We start from the raw sequence: 19,850 nt of genomic DNA on the forward strand, positions 1-19,850 counted from the left end.
TAACATTTGCGCCATTCATCACAGCGACACCAGGCTGTTTTGACTAGGATGATGCTCGTTATGGAACAAAAAAACACCACATTCTCTATCCGCTCAATCATCAAATGAACGTAGACGATCATATTGATGTGATAACTAAAAGCCATCGGAGGCGCTCATGTTGAGTATTTTTAAGCCGGCAGCACACATTTCCCGTGTGCCGGTCGACAAAGTCGACCCGCTCTACCGTAAATTGCGCTGGCAAATTTTTATGGGGATTTTCTTCGGTTACGCCGCCTACTATCTGGTGCGCAAGAACTTCACTCTGGCGATGCCTTACCTGATCGATCAGGGCTTCAGCCGCGGCGACCTCGGTTTCGCGCTGTCGGGTATTTCCATCGCCTACGGTTTCTCCAAGTTCATCATGGGCTCGGTTTCCGACCGTTCCAACCCACGCGAATTCCTGCCCGCCGGCCTGATACTGGCCGCCGCGGTGATGCTGTTCATGGGCTTCGTGCCGTGGGCGACATCGAGCATCGCGGTCATGTTCGTGCTGCTGTTCTTGTGCGGTTGGTTCCAGGGCATGGGCTGGCCGCCTTGTGGCCGCCTTGTGGCCGCACCATGGTGCACTGGTGGTCGCAGAAAGAACGCGGCGGTATCGTTTCGGTCTGGAACTGCGCCCATAACGTGGGTGGCGGCCTGCCGCCGCTGTTGTTCCTGCTGGGGATGGCCTGGTTCAACGACTGGCACGCGGCGCTGTATATGCCGGCCTTCGGCGCCATTCTGGTGGCCCTGATCGCCTTTGCGCTGATGCGCGATACGCCGCAATCCTGCGGCCTGCCGCCGATCGAAGAATACAAAAACGATTATCCGGACGACTACAGCGAGAAAGCGGAAGAAGAGCTGACCGCCAAGCAGATCTTCATGCAGTACATTCTGCCGAACAAATTGCTGTGGTACATCGCCGTGGCCAACGTGTTCGTTTACCTGCTGCGTTACGGCATTCTGGACTGGTCACCGACCTACCTGAAAGAAGTGAAGCATTTCGCGCTGGATAAGTCTTCCTGGGCCTACTTCCTGTACGAATACGCCGGTATTCCGGGCACCCTGCTGTGCGGCTGGATGTCGGACAAAGTGTTCAAAGGCAATCGCGGCGCCACCGGCGTGTTCTTTATGACGCTGGTGACCATCGCTACCGTCGTCTACTGGCTCAACCCGGTCGGCAATCCTGGCATCGACATGGCCTGCATGATCACCATCGGCTTCCTGATTTACGGCCCAGTGATGCTGATCGGCCTGCACGCGCTGGAACTGGCACCGAAGAAAGCGGCCGGCACCGCAGCAGGCTTCACCGGTCTGTTCGGTTACCTGGGCGGCTCCGTTGCGGCCAGCGCCATCGTCGGTTACACCGTGGACTACTTCGGTTGGGACGGCGGCTTTATGGTGATGATTGGCGGCAGTATCGGCGCGGTAGTGCTGCTGTTGCTGACCATGCTGAGCGAGAAAAAGCACCACGCAGAAATCGCAGCCAACAAACGCGGCTAAGCGTCATACAAATTTCGCATTATTTAAAGGTCGCGCTGCGGCCTTTAAGACTGCTGACAAAGCCCGTTATTAGGGAGAGCGTGCCGAAGGGGTCGTAACGGCCTTGGCCGTCGGAGCGCCCCTCGGTGCGCTAGGCCCGGGTATCTCAGGTTTAAAGACAACTTTGTCATCAACCTCCAAGGCCGCGCTGCGGCCTTTTTACTACTTTATTACCCTGCACCTACAATATGGAGAATTACAGAATGCGGACTCACGTCAAAGCCCTGCTGACAGGGATCATCCTGGCCACCTCAATGGTTAGCGCCGTCCAGGCGGCGGACAAGGTGGTAATTGCCCACCGTGGCGCCAGCGGCTATCTGCCGGAACACACGCTGCCGGCGAAGGCGATGGCCTACGCGCAGGGTGCGGACTTCCTCGAGCAGGATCTGGTGATGACCAAGGACAACGAGCTGGTGGTACTGCATGACCATTACCTCGATCGCGTTACCGACGTGGCCGAACGCTTCCCGAGCCGGGCACGTAAAGACGGCCGTTATTACGCCATCGACTTTACCCTGGCGGAAATCAAATCGCTGAAGTTCACGGAAGGCTTTGAGATCGAAAACGGTAAAAAGGTGCAGGGCTACCCTGGCCGCTTCCCGATGGGCAAATCGGACTTCCGCGTCCATACCTTCCAGGAAGAGATCGAGTTTGTGCAGGGGCTGAACCATTCGACCGGCAAAAACATCGGTATTTACCCGGAAATCAAGGCGCCGTGGTTCCACAAGCAGGAAGGCAAGGATATCTCCAGCAAAGTGCTGGCGGTGTTGAAGCAGTATGGTTATACCGGCAAGGGTGACAACGTTTATCTGCAATGCTTCGACGCCAACGAACTGAAACGGATTAAAACCGAGCTGGAACCGAAGATGGGCATGGATCTGAAACTGATCCAACTGATCGCCTACAACAAGTGGCAGGAAACCTATGAGCAGAAAGCCGACGGCAAATGGGTGGAATACGACTATGACTGGATGTTCAAGCCGGGCGCGATGAAGCAGATTGCCCAGTACGCCGACGGTATCGGGCCGGACTACCACATGCTGGTGGAAGCAGAGAAATCCAAGCCGGGCCACGTGGTGCTGACCGATATGGTGAAAGAAGCCCATGCAAACAAGCTGGCGGTGCATCCGTTCACCATCCGCGCCGATGCGCTGCCAAACTACGTGACCGACGTGAATCAACTGTATGACGTGATTTACAACCAGGCTGGCGTTGACGGCGTGTTCACCGACTTCCCCGACAAGGGCGTGCAGTTCCTGCAAAAGCAGGGTCAGCACAAGTAACCTGGACAAGGCGCCCTCAAACTACTGGCAAAGCCCGTTATTAGGGAGAGCGTGCCGAAGGGGTCGTAGCGGCTTGCCCGCCGGAGCGCCCCTCGGTGCGCTAGGCCCGGGTATCTCGGACTCAAAGACAACTTTGTCATCAAACTCAGGGGCGCCGCAAGGCGCCCTTGTTATTTCAGAGGTACATCTTGCGCAGGTAATGCGGCACTGCGTCGTCGGCATTGGAGCCAATCACTTCCAGCTCCGGCAGCTTGTCTTTCAGGCGCTGGTGCGCATCGCGCATAATGCAGCCCTTGCCGGCCATCGCCAGCATTTCCAGGTCATTCATGCCGTCACCGAAGGCGACGCACTCTTTCAGCGAATAGCCGATGATTTTGGCCACTTCTTCCAGCGCATGACCTTTGGATACGCCGCCCGCCATCACTTCCAGACAGGTCGGAAACGAGAAACTGACGTTAACCCGATCGCCCCAGCGCGCATTGATGGCATCTTCCAGCGGCAGCAGCTTTTCATGGTCGTCACAGGTGAAGTACACCTTGCACACGCCGTCGGTTTCCAGCAGGCCCGGCTCAAACAGCTGATACTGGAAGATCGATTCCCGGAAGAACTCTTCCTGCTCCGGGCTTTCCCGGTTGATGAACCAGTCGTCGTTGCGGTAGACATTGGTGGTGATGTCCGCATCGTCATGCAGCATGCCGTAGAGATCGCGGGCAATGTCTTCTGCCAGGTTGTGGCTGAAAATCAGCTCGCCGGCGGTGTTATGCACGCGGGCGCCGTTGGAGGTGATCATAAAGGCGCTGATATCGAGGTTATCGCGGATCTGCGAAACGTCGATGTGATGCCGGCCAGTGGCAAACACAAAGTGCACGTCGCGCTGGGTCAGCAGCTTCAACGTCTCTTTGGCATAAGGCGACAGGGTATGGTCAGGTGATAGCAGCGTGCCATCTAAATCGGAAGCGACGACGTGATACATAAGGATATGTTCTAACCTCTGATGGAGTGGTCGGCGGCAGGGGCGCCACCTAAGTGTTGAGCAAAGAAACGCAGGATTGCGTTCAATGCTTCGGCGCGCATCGCGTCCCGCTCGAACAGGATCTCATGGCGTGCGCCTTGGATAACCCGCGGTTTCCCCCCTTCGCAAGGGTGCCCCGCGTCTGACAGTGCCTGACAAAAAGCCTGCTGGGAACGGTTGTCGACCACCCGTTCCTCACCGGCCTGCAATAATAACAGCGGTGTGGTGATTTTAGCCGCCTGCGCGACAATCTGCCGCCCGGCCTGAATGCTTTCTCTTACCCAGTGATAGGTAGGGCCCCCCACCTGCAACTCGGGATAATCGGCGTAATAACGCAAACAGCGGCGATAGCGTTCACGGCTGTGGGTCAATACGTTGACCACATAGGGCAGCGGCCGCCACTGGCCGGTGCCTATCGCATAGTAATCGCGTACCGCCGGGTGTTTCTCCACCCAGTTAAGGATGCGGTCCGCCATCCAGCCCGGCATCGGCAGATGAATGCCGAACATCGGCGCGCAAAACGCAGCGGCATCAAACGCCTGCGGCTGACGCGCCAGAAATTGAGCCAGTATCGCGCCGCCCATCGAATGCGACAGCGCAAAGTGCTGCCGGTAACAGTGCGGCACCACTTGCTGCTGATAAAACTGAGCGAAATCGTCAATATAATCGGCAAAGTTTACCACATGACCGCGGTGCGTATCAGCCAGCAAGCGGCCAGAACGGCCTTGCCCGCGATGATCGATAATCATCACATCAAAACCGCAATGGAACAGATCGTAGGCAACTTCTGGATATTTAACGTAACTTTCGATGCGCCCGGGGCTTATCACCACCACCCGCTGATGGCGCGATGAGCTAAAACGCACGAAGCGGATCGGCACGCCGCCCACGCCACTGAACTCGCCCTCCTCCCGCCGCCGCCAAAAATCCAGCAGCGGGCCGGTAGCGAAAGCAGCGAACTGCGTTTCACGCATTAACCAGTCATCGGTGCCTTGAGTGAAAGACGTCATTGAGAGCTTTTCCCTGAGCCGCCAGCGGCAAAAATGTGGCCTCTGGCACAAGAAATAATACTAGCGTATTGTGATTCAATTCTTACAAGAACCGAGCCCATTTTGGCACAAGTTGGTACTTTCAGGGAGCTTTACGATGACCTTGGACTGGTGGTTAACCTATCTGCTGACAACCCTTATCCTCAGCCTCTCACCCGGCTCAGGCGCAATCAACACCATGAGCACCGGTATCAGCCACGGGTATCGCGGCGCGGCGGCATCGATCGCCGGCCTGCAGGTTGGGTTGAGCCTGTACATCGTGCTGGTGGGTATTGGCCTGGGCGCGTTGATCTCACAGTCGTTGATGGCATTTGAAGTGCTGAAATGGCTCGGCGCCGCCTATCTGGTGTGGCTCGGAATTCAGCAGTGGCGCGCTGCCGGTTCGTTGGATCTGCATACGCTGGCGGGTACCATGCCGCGCCGCCGTTTGTTCCGCCGTGCCGTCCTGGTGAATCTGACCAACCCGAAGAGCATCGTGTTTCTGGCCGCGCTGTTCCCGCAGTTTATTTTACCTAACCAGCCGCAAACCAAGCAGTATCTGATACTCGGCGTGACCACCGTGGCGGTGGATATTGTGGTGATGATTGGCTACGCCACACTGGCGACCCGCATTGCCGGCTGGCTGAAGACGCCGCGCCAGATGCAGTTGCTGAACCGCATCTTCGGTTCGCTGTTTATTCTGGTGGCCGGATTATTGGCTACGGCCAGAAAGGCCTAATGCAAAAGGGCCGAACATCACTGTTCGACCCTCTCGATATCTTCCTGCGATTAACGGGTAAAGATCAGGTGCAACCCGAAACCGGTGAACAGCACGCCCGCCAGCCCGTCGATCCATTTAGCCAAACGCTGATAGCCGCGGCGCATTGCCGGCAACGCAAACACGACCGCTACCAGGCTGAACCAGACAAAGGTCTCGGCGATAATCAGCAGGAACAAGCCCCAGCGCGCGCCGGCGCCCACGTCGTCACCGACAAACAGCGAGAACACGCTGCCGAAATAGATAACCGCTTTCGGGTTTGAAAGGTTGGTCAGAAAACCGCGGATAAAGCTGCGTCCGGCCTTTGGCAACGCCACTTTCACTTCGTCCGCCGGCACCGATTGGGCGTTCTGGGAGCGTGCGGAACGCAGCAGTTGCCAGCCCATCCAGCATAAGTAAATCCCACCGCCGACCATGATGATCTGGTGCAGCCAGGCCATTTTCTGCAAGATCAGGTGCAGACCCATCAGCGCAACCCCCGCCCACACCACGATACCCAGTGAAATGCCCACTACGCCCATCATCGCCTCGCGGCGCGAACGGCTGGCGGCGGTTTGCGAAACAAAAAAGAAGTCCGGCCCCGGGCTCATCAGCGCGATCAAGTGCACCAGCGCCACGGTCAGAAACAGCATCAACATGATTTATTGCCCTTATTCTTCGTCATTATCGAGGTGATCGCGGATCATCGCCATAAACGGGGCACCGAAACGCTCCAGTTTGCGCTGGCCAACGCCGTTAACGCTAAGCAGGTCGCCGGCCTTGATCGGCATTTGCTCCGCCATTTCCAACAGAGTGGCATCGTTAAACACCACGTAAGGCGGGATATTTTCTTCGTCGGCAATCGATTTACGCAGCTTGCGCAGTTTGGCAAACAGCTTGCGATCGTAATTGCCGCCGTAGGATTTCTGATTGGCGCTGCCACGCGACTTCAGGCTTTGGATGCGCGGCACCGCCAGTTGCAGCTCCAGCTCACCACGCAGCACCGGGCGCGCGGCCTCGGTCAATTGCAGCGCCGAGTGCATGGCGATGTTCTGGGTAATAAACCCCAGGTGGATCAGTTGACGCAGCACGCTGGTCCAGTGTTCGGTCGTTTGCTCACGACCTATGCCGTACACCGGCAACTTGTCGTGCCCGTATTCGCGGATGCGCTGGTTATTGGAACCGCGCAGCACTTCGACAATATAGCCCAGGCCGAACCGCTGGCCGACGCGATACACGCAGGACAGCGCCTTGCGCGCGTCTTCCAGACCGTCATAGCGCTTGGGGGGATCGAGGCAGATATCGCAGTTACCGCAATTTTGCTGCTTGCCCTCGCCAAAGTAGTTGAGCAACACCAAACGACGGCAGGTTTGCGCTTCGGCGAAAGCCCCCATGGCGTTCAGCTTGTGGCGCTCGATATCCAGCTGCTGCCCGGCCGGTTTCTCTTCCAGGCAACGGCGCAGCCAGGCCATGTCGGCCGGGTCATACAACAAGATCGCTTCGGCCGGCAAGCCATCACGCCCGGCGCGGCCGGTTTCCTGATAGTAGGACTCGATATTGCGCGGGATATCAAAGTGCACCACGAAACGCACGTTGGGTTTGTTGATGCCCATGCCGAAGGCGACGGTGGCTACCACCACCTGCAAATCGTCACGCTGGAACGCTTCCTGCACCTGCGCGCGGCGATCGTTGTCCAACCCGGCATGATAGGCGCCCACGCTCAGCCCGCGGCTCTGCAAACGCGCGGTAGTGTCTTCCACCTTGGCGCGGCTGTTGCAGTAAATGATACCGCTCTTGCCGCGTTGGTCCTGCACGAAGCGCCACAGCTGATCGAGCGGTTTGAACTTCTCCACCAGCGTATAGCGAATGTTTGGGCGGTCGAAGCTGCTGATCTGCACCAGCGGATCGTGCAGCGCCAACAGGCGCACGATGTCGCCACGGGTAGACTCGTCGGCGGTAGCGGTCAGGGCAATCACCGGCATCGTCGGGAAGCGCTGCTTCAACTGACCCAACGCGCGGTATTCAGGGCGGAAATCATGGCCCCACTGCGAAATGCAATGCGCCTCGTCCACCGCCAATAGCGCCGGCGGACAGTGATCGAGCAGATCGAGGAAGCTGTCCATCATCAGCCGCTCGGGGGCGATGTACAGCATTTTGATCTGCCCGCTGCGGCAACCCGCCATGACCTCCAGCTGCTGCTCGCGCGTCTGCGTCGAGTTATAGCAGGCGGCGGAAACGCCGTAGGCCAGCAGTTGATCGACCTGATCTTTCATCAGCGAGATCAACGGGGAAACCACTAACGTCAGGCCATCCATCACCAGCGCCGGGATTTGATAGCACAACGATTTACCGCCGCCGGTCGGCATGACCACCAGACAATCCAGCCCGCCGATCGCCGCGTTGATAATCGTTTGTTGACCCGGTCGGAATTGCTGGTAGCCAAAGGTATCGCGCAATACCTGCTCTGCCAGCAACTCTTTGTTTATCACTGCTGCGGTTGACACACACTTCCCCACTTTTTGCTGCATAGCGCCGCCATCATGACGGCCGTATTACATAATATCGTTAAGCATGACACCAACGCCAACCCGTGTCTGCCGGAAGTTGTAATCAATCAGCGATTCGCCGTAGCCGCTGAACACCTGAGTGTAGAAACGCACGTGCTTGGAGATCGGATAGCTCCAACCCAGTTCCGCGCCGCCGTAGCCGCTGTTCCAGTTGTAATGGCTGTCGACGCTGAACACGCTGTCGCCCCAGGCGTAACCGACTTTCAGACGGTAATACCCCATGTATTTGGTGATATCCGGGTTGTCATCGCTGCTGTCGCTTTCCGAGAAGCGGAACCAGGGTTTCAGATCCACCTGCCAGTTGCCGTTCTGCGCCATAAAACGCGCGTAACCGCGGTTCCAGCTGCGGGAGGTTGGATCCGAACGCCCATTGGACTGGTGGTTGAGGCCCACTTCAACGTCGCGCAGCGTCCAGCCGGCAAAGCGGTAATCCGTCGCCCAGCCGAGGAATACCTGCGGCTCGTAGTTGGTTTCGCGAAACGGCGACGATTCCCCGTGGTTGGAAAGCTGCCACCAGGAACGCTGAGTATAAGAGGCGCCGAGCACCGAGTTGTCGCCCAGAATGCCGCGCCACAGCGGGAAGGCCAGGCTGAGCTGGTATTTCACTTCATCCTTGCGCGCCTTCTCGGCCCAGTTGTAGGTCTTGATGGCTTCTTTATTGATATTGCTGGTATCGGTGTACAACACATAGTTGGTGTCGTACGGGTATAGCGTAAACGGGTTGTCGTGATCCTGCAGCATGTTGGCGATAATGCTGCCGCGCACCGCGGGTTTATCATGAATTTGCTGCTCTTTGGCCTCTTCCGCCTGCACCAGCAATGGTGCCGCCAACATGGCCAAAACGATCCCTGACAAAATGCGCATAACGTTCCCCACTCCAACAAAAATGACAAACTCTGAAATAAAAACAGGCCATTTTACACACAAAGGCGGTTTTGCAGCAGTGCGGTGTGCATTTATTGGATTAGTCTGGCAAGCAACAAAATATAGGCATAAAATCAACAAACGATTAACCTGGACTGACCAGTTAATAACCTCCTCACTCTATTGAATAAAGAACGGGTATTTATGTCCACTACACCACTGACACTCGATGCTGCACGCCAGAAAATCGGCGAAATCTTTGTTTACCACATGCCGTTTAACCGCGAACTGGGCCTTGAACTGCGCCGTTTTGAAGATGACTACGTTGAACTGAGCTTCACCAATCAGCCCAAACTGGTGGGCAACGCCGCCCAGAAGATCCTGCACGGCGGCGTGATCGCTTCAGTGCTGGACGTTGCCGCCGGCTTGGCCTGCGCCGGCAGCGTGCTGATGCGTCTGGACCCGCTTATCGAAGAGGAAGTGGCCTCGCGCCTGTCGCGCATGGGAACCATAGATCTGCGCGTTGACTACCTGCGCCCCGGCCGCGGCGAGCATTTCGTCGCCTCTGCCAGCGTCTTGCGCAGCGGCAACAAAGTGGCGGTCGCCCGCGTCGAACTGCATAACCACGATGGCCTGCATATCGCCAGCGCCACCGCCACCTACCTGGTCGGGTGATTGTGTGCGGTGAGCGTCTTAAGTACACTCACCGCATCTCCGTTTTACCCATCCGAGTATCGTCATGGACGCACAGCAAACGCGGCAGGGCATCTTCTTTGCTCTGGCCGCCTATTTTATTTGGGGCATCGCCCCAGCCTATTTCAAACTGATTCAACAGGTGCCCGCCGATGAGATCCTCACTCATCGGGTCATTTGGTCCTTCTTCTTTATGCTGGCGCTGATCACGCTGGGCCGCAACTGGCCGCAGGTTCGCGCCACCTGCCGCAACCGCAAACGGCTGCTGCTGCTGGCGGTGACCGCAGTGTTGATCGGCGGCAACTGGCTGTTGTTTATCTGGGCGGTGAATAACCACCACATGCTGGAGGCCAGCCTGGGCTATTTCATTAATCCGCTGGTTAACGTGCTGTTGGGGATGCTGTTCCTGGGCGAGCGTTTCCGCCGCATGCAGTGGTTGGCGGTGGTGTTGGCGTTTGCCGGCGTGTTGATTCAGCTATGGCAATTCGGCTCGCTGCCGATTATCGGCCTGGGGCTGGCGTTCAGCTTTGCCTTCTACGGCTTGCTGCGCAAGAAGATCGCCATCGACGCGCAGACCGGCATGCTGATTGAAACCCTGTGGTTATTGCCGGTAGCGGCGGCGTACCTGTTCCTGTTCGCCGACAGCCCGACCAGCCATCTGAGCGCCAACCCGTGGTCGCTGAACCTGCTGCTGGTCGCCGCCGGCGTCGTCACCACCATACCGCTGCTGTTCTTTACCGCCGCGGCGACCCGCCTGCGCCTGTCGACACTCGGCTTTTTCCAGTATCTCGGCCCGACGCTGATGTTCCTGCTGGCCGTCACTTTTTACGGAGAGACCATCGGCCAGGATAAACTGGTGACCTTCGGCTTTATCTGGGCGGCGCTGCTGCTGTTTATCCTCGACGCGCTTTACACTCAACGCAAATTACGTTGACGCAGGCGAGGCCCGATTGGAAATGAAGCGGGCCATCGCCGGGCCGGTCAGCAGAATGGTGAACAACCGCAGCGTCTGCATCGCCATCACAAAGGACATATCCACCCGGCTGCCCGCCGCAATGATCGCCACGGTGTCCAGCCCGCCCGGGCTGGTCGCCAGATAGGCGGTCATCAGATCCACCGGCAGGAAGCGCGTCAGCATCCACGCCAGCAGCCCGCAAAACAGCATTAGCGCCGCTATCGACGCCACCATCTGCGGCAAGGTACGCAACGCCAGCAAAAATATCGGCCGGGTAAAACGTAGCCCTACGCTCCAGCCAATCAGGGTATAAGCCAGCGCCAGCAACCATTCCGGCACCTGTAACGCCATCGCGCCGCTGGAATGCAGCGCGGCGCCGATAATCATCGGTAAAAGCAGCGCGCCGGAAGGAATACGCAGCCGGGGGCCCAGCCAGGCGCCGGCAACGGCGATACCCAGCGTCGCGAGAAAACGCCAATCCAGCGGAGGGAACCATTCCAGCGCGGCGCTGCCGTGGCCCGCCTCATCCCCCAGCCCAATCCGCGCCACCATGGCCGCCGCCGTGGCGACAAACAGCACCCGCAGGTACTGCATGAATGCCACTAACCGGACATCTGCACCGAAATCCCCGGCCATCGCCACCATCGCCGAAGCGCCGCCGGGCGATGAACCCCAGGCACCGGTCGGCCCCGGCAGCCCGCTGAAACGTACCAGACACCAGCCGGAAACGCCGCTGGCCGCCAGCGTGGCAAAGAGTACCAGCAGCACCAGTGGCCAGTCGTCGAGTAACGGCGTGAGGATAGCGGGGGAAAGACTTTGCGCAATCATGCAGCCCAGCACCGCTTGGGCGACGATAAACAGGCGCGTGGGAATGCGCACCGTGGCACCCAACAGCCCCATCGCTACGCCGACGATCATCGGCCCCAGCAACAGCGCCGCGGGAATATGAAATGTTTGCAGGCCAAACCCCAGCGCCAGCGAAGCCAGCAGCAGGAGCAGCCATTGAGACCAGCGGGGCAACTTCTCCATCAAACTCACGCCTTACGGGCAGATGAGACGAGGCGTCATTGTACCCCTATTTAGCAGGCTAAGCGTTGAGGTAACGCAGAAATAACGGGCGACCGGGTCGCCCGCCGGCTTACAGCCAGTTCTTGCGCTTGAAGTACAGGTAAGGAGCCAGCCCCGCGAGGATCATCAGGCTAATGGCGCCCGGATAACCGAACGACCACTTCAGTTCCGGCATGAACTCAAAGTTCATCCCGTAGCTGGAAGCCACCAGCGTCGGCGGCAGGAACACCACCGAGACCACCGAGAAAATCTTGATGATGCGGTTCTGCTCGATATTGATAAAGCCCATCGCCGCTTGCATCAGGAAGTTCACCTTCTGGAACAGCGATTCGTTATGCGGCAACAGGGATTCGATGTCGCGCAGCACTTCACGCGCCTGTTCCAACTGGCCGGTCGGCAGGCGCGCCTTGCGCACCAGGAAGTTAAGCGCGCGTTGGGTATCCATCAGACACAGGCGCACTTTCCAGCCGATATCTTCCAGCTCCGCCAAGGTTGACAGCGCTTCATCGTATTCGTCGCCCTGATGGCCTTCCATGATCACCCGGCTGAGCTTTTCCAGATCGCTATAGATATTTTCGATCTCGTCTGCCAACTGCTCAATCTTGGTTTCGAACAGATCCAGCAACAGCTCATAGGCATTGCCGTCGACCATCGTCAGATTGCGGGCGCGCATGCGGTACAAGCGAAACGCCGGCAGTTCGCGCTCACGCAGGGTATACAACCGGCCATCGCGAATGGTGAAGGCCACGGTCGAGTTGCCGGCGTGATCTTCCGCATCTTCAAAATAGAAGAAGGAGTGAATATGCAGGCCATCTTCGTCTTCGAAGAAACGCGCGGAGGCTTCGATGTCGTCCAGCTCCGGGCGTGTCGCCAGGCTTTGGCCCAGCTCGTTTTGCACGCGCTCACGCTCGCCCTCTTCCGGCTCAACCAGATCAACCCACAGTGACGAGGTGAGATCATCCGAGTCATCCAACTCCAGACGGGAAAGGCGACTGTTATCTAATTTAAACGCGCTTAGCATGTGCCAAAACTCCCTATCGGTGACAGGTGCAGACAACGCGTGGAAGCACAGAAACAGAGGGGTGTTGCATCACCAGCTTGTTTCAGACCATGAAGGATCTGACTCGTAGCGACGCTTTGCGGGGTCGCCGACAACCACGAAGGCCATCAGCTCAATGGGATAGCCTTAGAAGTTGTACCTGTTGTTGTCCAGGTCAGTGAGCCAGTATCTACTGGGTGTGTCCAAGGCGTATGTCCTCATTGATAATCGTGCGCGCATGTTACGCCGAGAAGAAAAAGCCTGTCAACACGTTAGACAGGATAATTGCGCAACAACTCATCACCATGACAAATGACCAAAAGCGCGCTTAACCCGAAGTAAAGCGTGCAGAAAAAGTCTGCGGCGATCTCTCACCGCATCCGGGAAAGTTGCTAAGATTAGGCCACTATAAACCTGCGGATTTAGCCGATGAAACAGATTACCGCCCACGACCTGACCGCGATGAGCGAACAGGCTGCCAAAGTGGCGCGCCTGCGCGCGCACCGTACATTACACGAAGAGTTAAGCGATCCGGTACAGCGCTTGGCGATTGCCATGGAGCCGGGCACCTATATCCGTCCGCACCGCCATCCGCAAACCTGGGAGCTGCTGACGCCGCTGCGCGGCCGTTTTGTCGTGCTGCAGTTCAACGATGACGGCGTCGTCACCCAGCGCACGCTGCTCGGCGAAGAAACCAAAGTGCTGGAGATGCCGGCGTTTACCTGGCATGCGGTGCTGTCGGTCGATGCAGGCGGCGTGGTGTTTGAAGTGAAACAAGGGCCGTATCAGCCGCTGGCGGAAGAAGACTGCATGTCATGGGCGCCGGCGGAAGGCGGTGAGGGCACCGAAGCGGTGATGCGTTGGTATGCGACCGCACAAATCGGCGACAGTTACGCTCACTGATTTGGCTGATTGCAGGGGGATTTCCCCTGCAACTCGCCTGCCTTATACCGTCTCCAGCCGGGCGTAAGCCGCCACCAGCCACTTGATGCCTTCGCCCGGAAACGCAATTTGCAACCGGCTGTGTTCGCCGCTGCCTTCCAGATTGACGATGGTACCCTCGCCAAACTTGGGATGGCGCACCCGCTGGCCAAGCTTGTAGCCGGTGTCGTTTTCGCTGATCGGCGTGCCCATCCGGCGATGATTCACCGGCCGCGATACGCTGGCGCGCAGCCGCACTTCTTCCACACAGTCTTCCGGCAGTTCGCCGATAAAACGCGAAGGCCGGTGATAAACCTCTTTGCCGTACAAACGGCGCGTTTCGGCATAGGTCAGCGTCAATTTCTGCATGGCGCGCGTCAGGCCAACGTAGGCCAGCCGGCGCTCTTCTTCCAGTCGGCCGCCTTCGTCCAGCGACATCTGGCTCGGGAACATCCCCTCTTCCATACCGACGATAAACACCAGCGGAAACTCCAGCCCCTTGGCGGAGTGCAGGGTCATCAGTTGCACCGCATCCTGATAGGCATCGGCCTGCCCCTCGCCCGCTTCCAGCGCGGCATGTGACAAAAACGCCTGCAGCGGCATCAGATCCTGATCTTCATCCTGATAGCTGTACTGCCGCGTTGCCGTCACCAGCTCCTCAAGGTTTTCGATACGCGCCTGACCTTTTTCACCCTTTTCCTGCTCATACATGATGAACAGCCCCGAGTCGCGGATCACCCGGTCGGTCTGCACATGCAGCGGCATATCTGCGGTTTCGTGCGCCAGGGAATCCACCAATTCGGTAAAACGTTGCAGCGCGGACGCCGCACGCCCGGCCAGCACTTTGTCCTGCAACAGCGCACGGGTAGCCTGCCACAGCGTCAGTTGGCGATCGCGCGCCGTGCGGCGCACTTCGTCCAGCGTTCGGTCGCCAATGCCGCGCGTCGGGGTATTCACCACGCGCTCAAACGCCGCGTCGTCGTTACGGTTGGCGATCAGCCGCAAATAGGCCAGCGCATCCTTGATTTCCTGACGTTCGAAGAAGCGTTGCCCGCCATAAATGCGGTACGGCATGGCGGTTTGCAACAGCGCCTCTTCCAGCACGCGCGACTGGGCGTTGCTGCGGTAGAGTATCGCGCAGTCATTCAGCGCACCGCCGTTTTCCTGCCAGGTTTTGATGCGGCCAACGACAAAGCGCGACTCGTCGAGCTCGTTGAACGCGCAATAGATGGAGATGGGTTCGCCTTCGGCTCCCTCGGTCCACAGGTTTTTACCCATGCGCCCGCCGTTGTTGGCGATCAGGGTATTGGCGGCCTTCAGAATATTGCTGGTCGAACGGTAGTTCTGTTCCAGGCGCACGGTTTGCGCGCCGGGGAAATCCTTCAGGAAACGCTGGATGTTTTCCACCTGAGCGCCGCGCCAGCCGTAGATCGACTGGTCGTCGTCGCCGACGATCATCACGTTGCTGTTATTGCCGGACAGCAGGCGGATCCAGGCGTACTGGATGCTGTTGGTATCCTGGAACTCGTCCACCAATACGTTGGTGAAGCGCTCACGGTAGTGATTGAGGATATGCGGCTTGTTCAGCCACAGCTCATGGGCGCGCAGCAGCAGCTCGGCAAAATCCACCAGCCCGGCGCGGTCGCAAGCTTCCTGATAGGCCTGATAGATACGCAACCAGGTCGCTTCCACCGGGTTGTTATAGGTTTCAACGTGCTGCGGGCGCAGGCCCTCGTCTTTTTTGCCGTTGATGTACCACATCGCCTGACGCGGCGGCCATTGTTTTTCGTCGATATTCAGCGCCTTAACGATGCGCTTCAGCAGGCGAAACTGGTCGTCGCTGTCGAGGATTTGGAAATCCTGCGGCAGGTTGGCGTCCATATGGTGAGCACGCAACAGCCGGTGAGCCAGGCCGTGGAAAGTACCTATCCACATGCCGCCCTGGCTGGTGCCAATCAGGTGTTCGATACGATGGCGCATTTCCGCCGCCGCTTTGTTGGTGAACGTCACCGCCATAATCGAATACGGCGAACAGTTCTCTACCGACAGCAACCAGGCGATGCGATGCACCAGCACCCGGGTTTTACCGCTGCCCGCGCCGGCCAATACCAACAGGTTGCAGCGTGGCGCCGCCACGGCTTCGCGTTGTTTTTCATTCAGGCTGTCGAGCAGATCGGAAACGTCCATAGGCACCATTAATTGGTAAGGGAAAACGCGCCTGGGACGCGTTTTCCACTGGGAATTTATACAGAGTTCTGGCAGGGATTATAACAATGCTGTCAGCGATGCCAACTGCGAAATCTCAATATGTGGCAGCAGGCGGCTGTCCGCGACCTGCATCAGGTTACGTTGGCGGTCGTTGATCCAGCAGGCCTGCAGACCTGAGCGCAGCGCCCCGGCGACGTCGGTGGTCAAATCATCGCCAACGTGCAGAATGCGTTCGGCGGGGACCCCTAACCGTTCCGCGGCCAACCGGTACATGTCCTGATAGGGTTTGGCGCGACCATCCGGCCCGGAACGCAGCACAAACTGGAAGTAACCGTCCAACCCGCACAGCGCCGGATCGGCATTGCCATTGGTGATCGCCACCAGTGGGAAACGCTCCCCCAGCGCTTTCAACGTGGCGTGAGTCGCCTCCGGCACCTCGATGCGGCTGCGCCACAGCGCAAAGTTCTGCATTGCCGCGTCGGCGCCGAGGGCAGCCTCGGCATCCCGCAACCCCTGACGGCTCAGCGCCAGATGAATGGCGCGCCAGCGCCACTGGGTGACGTCATGATAAATCTCCGGATCCTGCTCGCGCAGCTCCTGGCGCAGGCGGTGAAAATCCGCCGACTGAAAGTGATTCAACCCCGGATGATAATTCTGCAGAAAGGCAACCGACTGCAGCTCGGTCTGCCTGATCACTGGGCGGTTGTCGTACAGCGTGTCGTCCAGATCGAAGGTCAGCGCCGCCAGCGGGCGCAGCGGACGATAAAAATGCATCAGGATTTCCCCCGTTTGGCGCGCGGATGCGCAGCATCGTACACGTTCGCCAGATGTTGAAAGTCGAGGTGGGTATAGATTTGGGTGGTGGTGAGATTGGCGTGGCCGAGCAGTTCCTGCACAGCACGCAGATCGCCGCTCGACTCCAGCATATGGGTCGCAAACGAGTGACGCAGCTTGTGCGGATGAATATGGCTGTTGACGCCCTGCTTGACGCCCCACTCGGCAAAACGCTTTTGCACGTTGCGGGTCGAGATGCGTTTTCCCTGATTGGACAGGAACATCGCGTCGTCTGCCGGGCCGAACAGGTCACGCATCGCCAACCAGTGCTCCAGCCAGGTAACGGCGGTGCGGCCAATCGGCAGTTTGCGTTCTTTGCTGCCCTTGCCCAGCACCCAGATATCACCGGCGGCCAGATCGACATGGCGGCAATCCAGCCCCACCAGCTCCGACAGACGCAACCCGGCGCCGTACATCACCTCCAGCATGGCGCGATCGCGCACCGCCAGCGGATCGTTAAGATCGATATTCAACAGCTGATTCATTTCATCGACATCGATATTTTTCGGCAGATGACGACCGCTGCGTGGCGTTCGGATACCTTTGGCGGGATTGGCGATCAACGCGCCCTGGCTAACCTGCCAGTCGAGAAAACTGCGCAACGCCGACAAGCGCAGCGCAAGGCTGGAAGACTGCAGGCCCGCACGTTTACTGCGTGCCGCCAGCATGCGGACTTTGGCGGCGTCCAGCGCCGGCCATTCGGTCACGCCCATCTCCTGCGCCAGCGCCATCAGCGCCTGCAGTTGGCGAGAATAGCTGAGCTGAGTGAGCGGGCTGAGCTGACGCTCAACCTTCAGATAGCGCAGGAAAGCGTCCACCGGCCGTTGCAGGCTGGCCGCTACCGGGGTCATGCTCGTTCTATCCAGCGTTCCAGCAGTTCAGGCAGCATGCGCGCCAGCTGATTGAGCATCACGGTACCCATGCCCTGCTGATAGTGTTGCGTATCGCGGCTACTGAAAATCACCATGCCCAGTTCGCCGTCTTCGCCCAACATCGACAACGCGACCGAGCCAACCAGCTTGGCCTGCGGCAACAGCAGCAACAGTTCGGGGCCATTCAGGCTACCGAGGTAATGCTGTTGGTCACCCAGGCGCTGAATGCGCAGCGGTTCAAACGACGAACGCGTCAGGGCGAGATGGGTGAAGTCGGAAGGCGCGCCGATTTTCCAGCTTTCGGAAAACAGGCGGATGTTGGCGCCGGCCAAACCGAAACCACGCGCCCAGCGTTGCAGGCGGTTGAGCATGTCTTGCAGACTGCTGGCGGTAGCCAGATTGGCCTGCAGATGCAGCAAGCTGGCAAACAGCGTTTCATTGGCGCTGGCCTGCTCCATCAATAGGGTGATCTCTTCTTCGAGCCGGCCAATATGGTTGCGCTGGCGGGCCAGATGCCACTCGACCAGCGACACGGTTCCGCGAACGGGATGGGGGACGCGCATCTGTTCAACCAAACGCGCGTTGCGAATAAAGAAATCCGGGTTTTGCAGCAAAAACTGCATTACGGCGTCGTCATCAAGCTCAATGCCCGTGACAGCCTGGTCCTCAACACTCTTCATAGATGAATAAATCCGTCATATACATGGGTTGCCGGACCGGTCATAAACAGCGGATTGCCCGGCCCTTTCCAGCGAATATGCAGGCTGCCGCCCGGCAGTTCTACATGCACCTCTTCTGACAGCAATTCTTGTTGAATCCCCACTGCCACTGCCGCACAAGCGCCGCTGCCGCAGGCCTGCGTTTCACCGGCGCCGCGCTCATAAACCCGCAGCTTGATATGTTCACGACTGACGATTTGCATAAAACCGATATTGGCCCGTTCCGGGAAACGCTCGTGCCCTTCCAGCACTGGCCCAAGCAGCTCTACCTTGGCGGTTTTTACATCATCCACCTGTAAAACACAATGCGGATTGCCCATCGACACCACGCCGCACAGCACCGTATGTTCCGCCGCACGCATGATGTATGTCCTTTCCTCTTTGGTGGCACGAAACGGCACAGCCTGAGGATCAAAATTCGGTTCGCCCATATTCACGCACACCAGATCGTCGTCGGTGACGCTGAGCACCATGCGTCCGGTTTGGGTGCTGACGCGGATGTCGCGTTTGTTGGTCAACCCTTTCAGCCGCACAAAGCGGGCGAAACAGCGGGCGCCGTTACCGCACTGCGCCACTTCACTGCCGTCGGCGTTGAAAATGCGATAGTGGAAATCAAGTTCCGGATCGTAAGGCGGTTCTACCACCAGCATCTGGTCAAAGCCAACGCCCAAGTGCCGATCGGCCAATCGGCGGATCAGTTCAGGTGAAAAATAGACATTCTGTGTAACGGCATCGACCACCATAAAGTCGTTGCCCAGACCGTGCATTTTGGAGAACTGCATATCATACTCCGCTATCTGGACGCGCTATCCGTCTTGGGTTTGCGGTGACGCCCCGCCACCGCAAATCAGGTGTTACTGGTCGCTCATCGACGGTTTTTACTGAGAGACAGAGGTTTCCTGCTGATTTTTCTGTACCTGATCGCCCGTTTGAACCTGAGAGGCGGGTTTCTTAGTACCCGGTTCATCCGAAGGGAAATACAACGGGCCTTTCAGACCGCAGCCAGAGAGCCCGGCAAGCAGAACTGCCATCAGCGCATAGCGTAGTTGTTTTTTCATTTGCATTAATGCCTGTAATTCATGCGTCCAAGATCTCTATAATCGCAGGTGGATCATGAAAAGCAATAGGAATTGATTATGAACGACAGTGAGTTTCACCAGTTGGCTGACCAACTGATGCTTAATATTGAAGAGACACTGGACGATTTTGACGGCGATGCGGACATCGATTACGAAACTAACGGCGGCGTAATGACGTTAAGTTTCGAAAATGGCACCAAAATTGTGATCAACCGTCAGGAGCCGTTGCATCAGGTGTGGCTGGCAACCAAAACCGGCGGCTATCACTTTAACTACCGGGACGGCGCCTGGTTCTGCGATCGCAGCGATCGCGGATTCTACCCGTTGCTCAGCGAAGCGGCCAGCGCACAGGCCGGCGAAGACGTGCATTTTGCCTGATAAGCCGCTG

At 58.1% G+C, this 19,850-nt stretch carries 19 protein-coding genes and 1 pseudogene; 7 read left to right on the forward strand and 13 right to left on the reverse strand.

The window, feature by feature from the left end; genetic code table 11:
* Positions 1-157 precede the first annotated feature (157 nt).
* Together glpT and glpQ are read left to right on the forward strand one after the other, a co-directional pair.
* Positions 158-1,524: pseudogene (gene glpT / locus SPL01S_RS20165) on the forward strand (glycerol-3-phosphate transporter).
* Between the two features lie 242 nt (positions 1,525-1,766).
* On the forward strand, positions 1,767-2,846 hold the full coding sequence (gene glpQ / locus SPL01S_RS20170) for a glycerophosphodiester phosphodiesterase (RefSeq protein ID WP_062869220.1): 1,080 nt from the start codon (positions 1,767-1,769) through the stop codon (positions 2,844-2,846).
* Positions 2,847-3,021: 175 nt separating this feature from the next.
* Here the strand turns inward: glpQ and yigL are convergent, their stop codons facing one another.
* Together yigL and pldB are read right to left on the reverse strand one after the other, a co-directional pair.
* Entirely contained in the window at positions 3,022-3,819 is a 798-nt protein-coding gene (gene yigL / locus SPL01S_RS20175; protein WP_063202460.1) for a sugar/pyridoxal phosphate phosphatase YigL, read from the reverse strand.
* Between the two features lie 11 nt (positions 3,820-3,830).
* Entirely contained in the window at positions 3,831-4,868 is a 1,038-nt protein-coding gene (pldB, locus tag SPL01S_RS20180) for a lysophospholipase L2 (protein ID WP_062869218.1), read from the reverse strand.
* Positions 4,869-5,004: 136 nt separating this feature from the next.
* Here pldB and rhtB point away from each other — a divergent pair, with 136 nt between their 5' ends.
* A complete protein-coding gene (rhtB, locus tag SPL01S_RS20185) occupies positions 5,005-5,625 on the forward strand; it encodes a homoserine/homoserine lactone efflux protein (RefSeq protein ID WP_063202463.1) in 621 nt (206 codons plus the stop codon).
* A gap of 50 nt (positions 5,626-5,675) precedes the next feature.
* On the opposite strand, the gene rhtC is transcribed toward rhtB, so the two are convergent.
* The 3 genes from rhtC to pldA are packed head-to-tail and all read right to left on the reverse strand — an operon-like array spanning position 5,676 to position 9,074.
* Entirely contained in the window at positions 5,676-6,302 is a 627-nt protein-coding gene (gene rhtC / locus SPL01S_RS20190; RefSeq protein WP_004950932.1) for a threonine export protein RhtC, read from the reverse strand.
* A gap of 12 nt (positions 6,303-6,314) precedes the next feature.
* A complete protein-coding gene (gene recQ, locus SPL01S_RS20195) occupies positions 6,315-8,147 on the reverse strand; it encodes an ATP-dependent DNA helicase RecQ (protein ID WP_037433859.1) in 1,833 nt (610 codons plus the stop codon).
* A gap of 48 nt (positions 8,148-8,195) precedes the next feature.
* Positions 8,196-9,074: a phospholipase A gene (pldA, locus tag SPL01S_RS20200; RefSeq protein WP_004950930.1), complete on the reverse strand. Its 879-nt coding sequence runs from the start codon at positions 9,072-9,074 to the stop codon at positions 8,196-8,198.
* 204 nt (positions 9,075-9,278) lie between these two features.
* Between pldA and SPL01S_RS20205 the strand changes: the two genes are divergently transcribed.
* A complete protein-coding gene (locus SPL01S_RS20205) occupies positions 9,279-9,749 on the forward strand; it encodes a thioesterase family protein (RefSeq protein WP_004950929.1) in 471 nt (156 codons plus the stop codon).
* Between the two features lie 64 nt (positions 9,750-9,813).
* Positions 9,814-10,701: an EamA family transporter RarD gene (gene rarD / locus SPL01S_RS20210; RefSeq protein ID WP_063202465.1), complete on the forward strand. Its 888-nt coding sequence runs from the start codon at positions 9,814-9,816 to the stop codon at positions 10,699-10,701.
* On the opposite strand, the gene SPL01S_RS20215 is transcribed toward rarD, so the two are convergent.
* A complete protein-coding gene (locus tag SPL01S_RS20215) occupies positions 10,693-11,751 on the reverse strand; it encodes an AbrB family transcriptional regulator (RefSeq protein WP_020438293.1) in 1,059 nt (352 codons plus the stop codon). The two genes, rarD and SPL01S_RS20215, sit on opposite strands and share 9 nt — an antisense overlap.
* 109 nt (positions 11,752-11,860) lie before the next feature.
* Positions 11,861-12,811, reverse strand: coding sequence for a magnesium/cobalt transporter CorA (gene corA, locus SPL01S_RS20220; RefSeq protein WP_004950926.1), 951 nt, complete (start codon positions 12,809-12,811; stop codon positions 11,861-11,863).
* A 447-nt stretch (positions 12,812-13,258) separates the two neighbouring features.
* Between corA and SPL01S_RS20225 the strand changes: the two genes are divergently transcribed.
* Positions 13,259-13,732: a WbuC family cupin fold metalloprotein gene (locus SPL01S_RS20225; protein ID WP_006323026.1), complete on the forward strand. Its 474-nt coding sequence runs from the start codon at positions 13,259-13,261 to the stop codon at positions 13,730-13,732.
* Positions 13,733-13,774: 42 nt separating this feature from the next.
* Here the strand turns inward: SPL01S_RS20225 and uvrD are convergent, their stop codons facing one another.
* The 6 genes from uvrD to lptM form a co-directional block, all read right to left on the reverse strand.
* Positions 13,775-15,937, reverse strand: coding sequence for a DNA helicase II (uvrD, locus tag SPL01S_RS20230; protein WP_006318315.1), 2,163 nt, complete (start codon positions 15,935-15,937; stop codon positions 13,775-13,777).
* A 78-nt stretch (positions 15,938-16,015) separates the two neighbouring features.
* Entirely contained in the window at positions 16,016-16,732 is a 717-nt protein-coding gene (gene yigB / locus SPL01S_RS20235) for a 5-amino-6-(5-phospho-D-ribitylamino)uracil phosphatase YigB (RefSeq protein WP_020438291.1), read from the reverse strand.
* The gene (xerC, locus tag SPL01S_RS20240) at positions 16,732-17,643 is read right to left on the reverse strand and encodes a tyrosine recombinase XerC (RefSeq protein WP_063202468.1); all 912 of its coding nucleotides are present in this window, start codon (positions 17,641-17,643) and stop codon (positions 16,732-16,734) included. The genes yigB and xerC overlap by 1 nt, the downstream gene beginning before the upstream one ends.
* Positions 17,640-18,344 carry a DUF484 domain-containing protein gene (locus SPL01S_RS20245; protein ID WP_004950917.1) on the reverse strand — a complete coding sequence of 235 codons (705 nt, stop codon included), beginning with the start codon at positions 18,342-18,344 and terminating at the stop codon, positions 17,640-17,642. Before SPL01S_RS20245 ends, xerC begins: the two co-directional genes overlap by 4 nt.
* Complete coding sequence (gene dapF, locus SPL01S_RS20250) at positions 18,341-19,165, reverse strand: diaminopimelate epimerase (RefSeq protein WP_004950915.1); 825 nt, start codon at positions 19,163-19,165, stop codon at positions 18,341-18,343. Before dapF ends, SPL01S_RS20245 begins: the two co-directional genes overlap by 4 nt.
* A 96-nt stretch (positions 19,166-19,261) precedes the next feature.
* Entirely contained in the window at positions 19,262-19,441 is a 180-nt protein-coding gene (gene lptM, locus SPL01S_RS20255; protein WP_283936129.1) for an LPS translocon maturation chaperone LptM, read from the reverse strand.
* Between the two features lie 78 nt (positions 19,442-19,519).
* Between lptM and cyaY the strand changes: the two genes are divergently transcribed.
* On the forward strand, positions 19,520-19,840 hold the full coding sequence (cyaY, locus tag SPL01S_RS20260) for an iron donor protein CyaY (protein ID WP_006318320.1): 321 nt from the start codon (positions 19,520-19,522) through the stop codon (positions 19,838-19,840).
* Positions 19,841-19,850 lie beyond the last annotated feature (10 nt).

The sequence above is a fragment of the Serratia plymuthica NBRC 102599 genome (assembly GCF_001590925.1).
Classification (GTDB): Bacteria; Pseudomonadota; Gammaproteobacteria; order Enterobacterales; family Enterobacteriaceae; genus Serratia; species Serratia plymuthica.

Coding starts and splice junctions, on each gene's coding strand:
- rhtC (WP_004950932.1), bottom strand. CDS start 6,302: ATGTTGATGCTGTTTCTGACCGTGGCGCTGGTGCACTTGATCGCGCTG.
- lptM (WP_283936129.1), bottom strand. CDS start 19,441: ATGAAAAAACAACTACGCTATGCGCTGATGGCAGTTCTGCTTGCCGGG.
- xerC (WP_063202468.1), bottom strand. CDS start 17,643: ATGACCCCGGTAGCGGCCAGCCTGCAACGGCCGGTGGACGCTTTCCTG.
- yigB (WP_020438291.1), bottom strand. CDS start 16,732: ATGCATTTTTATCGTCCGCTGCGCCCGCTGGCGGCGCTGACCTTCGAT.
- SPL01S_RS20245 (WP_004950917.1), bottom strand. CDS start 18,344: ATGAAGAGTGTTGAGGACCAGGCTGTCACGGGCATTGAGCTTGATGAC.
- uvrD (WP_006318315.1), bottom strand. CDS start 15,937: ATGGACGTTTCCGATCTGCTCGACAGCCTGAATGAAAAACAACGCGAA.
- rarD (WP_063202465.1), top strand. CDS start 9,814: ATGGACGCACAGCAAACGCGGCAGGGCATCTTCTTTGCTCTGGCCGCC.
- SPL01S_RS20205 (WP_004950929.1), top strand. CDS start 9,279: ATGTCCACTACACCACTGACACTCGATGCTGCACGCCAGAAAATCGGC.
- pldA (WP_004950930.1), bottom strand. CDS start 9,074: ATGCGCATTTTGTCAGGGATCGTTTTGGCCATGTTGGCGGCACCATTG.
- yigL (WP_063202460.1), bottom strand. CDS start 3,819: ATGTATCACGTCGTCGCTTCCGATTTAGATGGCACGCTGCTATCACCT.
- cyaY (WP_006318320.1), top strand. CDS start 19,520: ATGAACGACAGTGAGTTTCACCAGTTGGCTGACCAACTGATGCTTAAT.
- dapF (WP_004950915.1), bottom strand. CDS start 19,165: ATGCAGTTCTCCAAAATGCACGGTCTGGGCAACGACTTTATGGTGGTC.
- pldB (WP_062869218.1), bottom strand. CDS start 4,868: ATGACGTCTTTCACTCAAGGCACCGATGACTGGTTAATGCGTGAAACG.
- corA (WP_004950926.1), bottom strand. CDS start 12,811: ATGCTAAGCGCGTTTAAATTAGATAACAGTCGCCTTTCCCGTCTGGAG.
- SPL01S_RS20225 (WP_006323026.1), top strand. CDS start 13,259: ATGAAACAGATTACCGCCCACGACCTGACCGCGATGAGCGAACAGGCT.
- SPL01S_RS20215 (WP_020438293.1), bottom strand. CDS start 11,751: ATGGAGAAGTTGCCCCGCTGGTCTCAATGGCTGCTCCTGCTGCTGGCT.
- glpQ (WP_062869220.1), top strand. CDS start 1,767: ATGCGGACTCACGTCAAAGCCCTGCTGACAGGGATCATCCTGGCCACC.
- rhtB (WP_063202463.1), top strand. CDS start 5,005: ATGACCTTGGACTGGTGGTTAACCTATCTGCTGACAACCCTTATCCTC.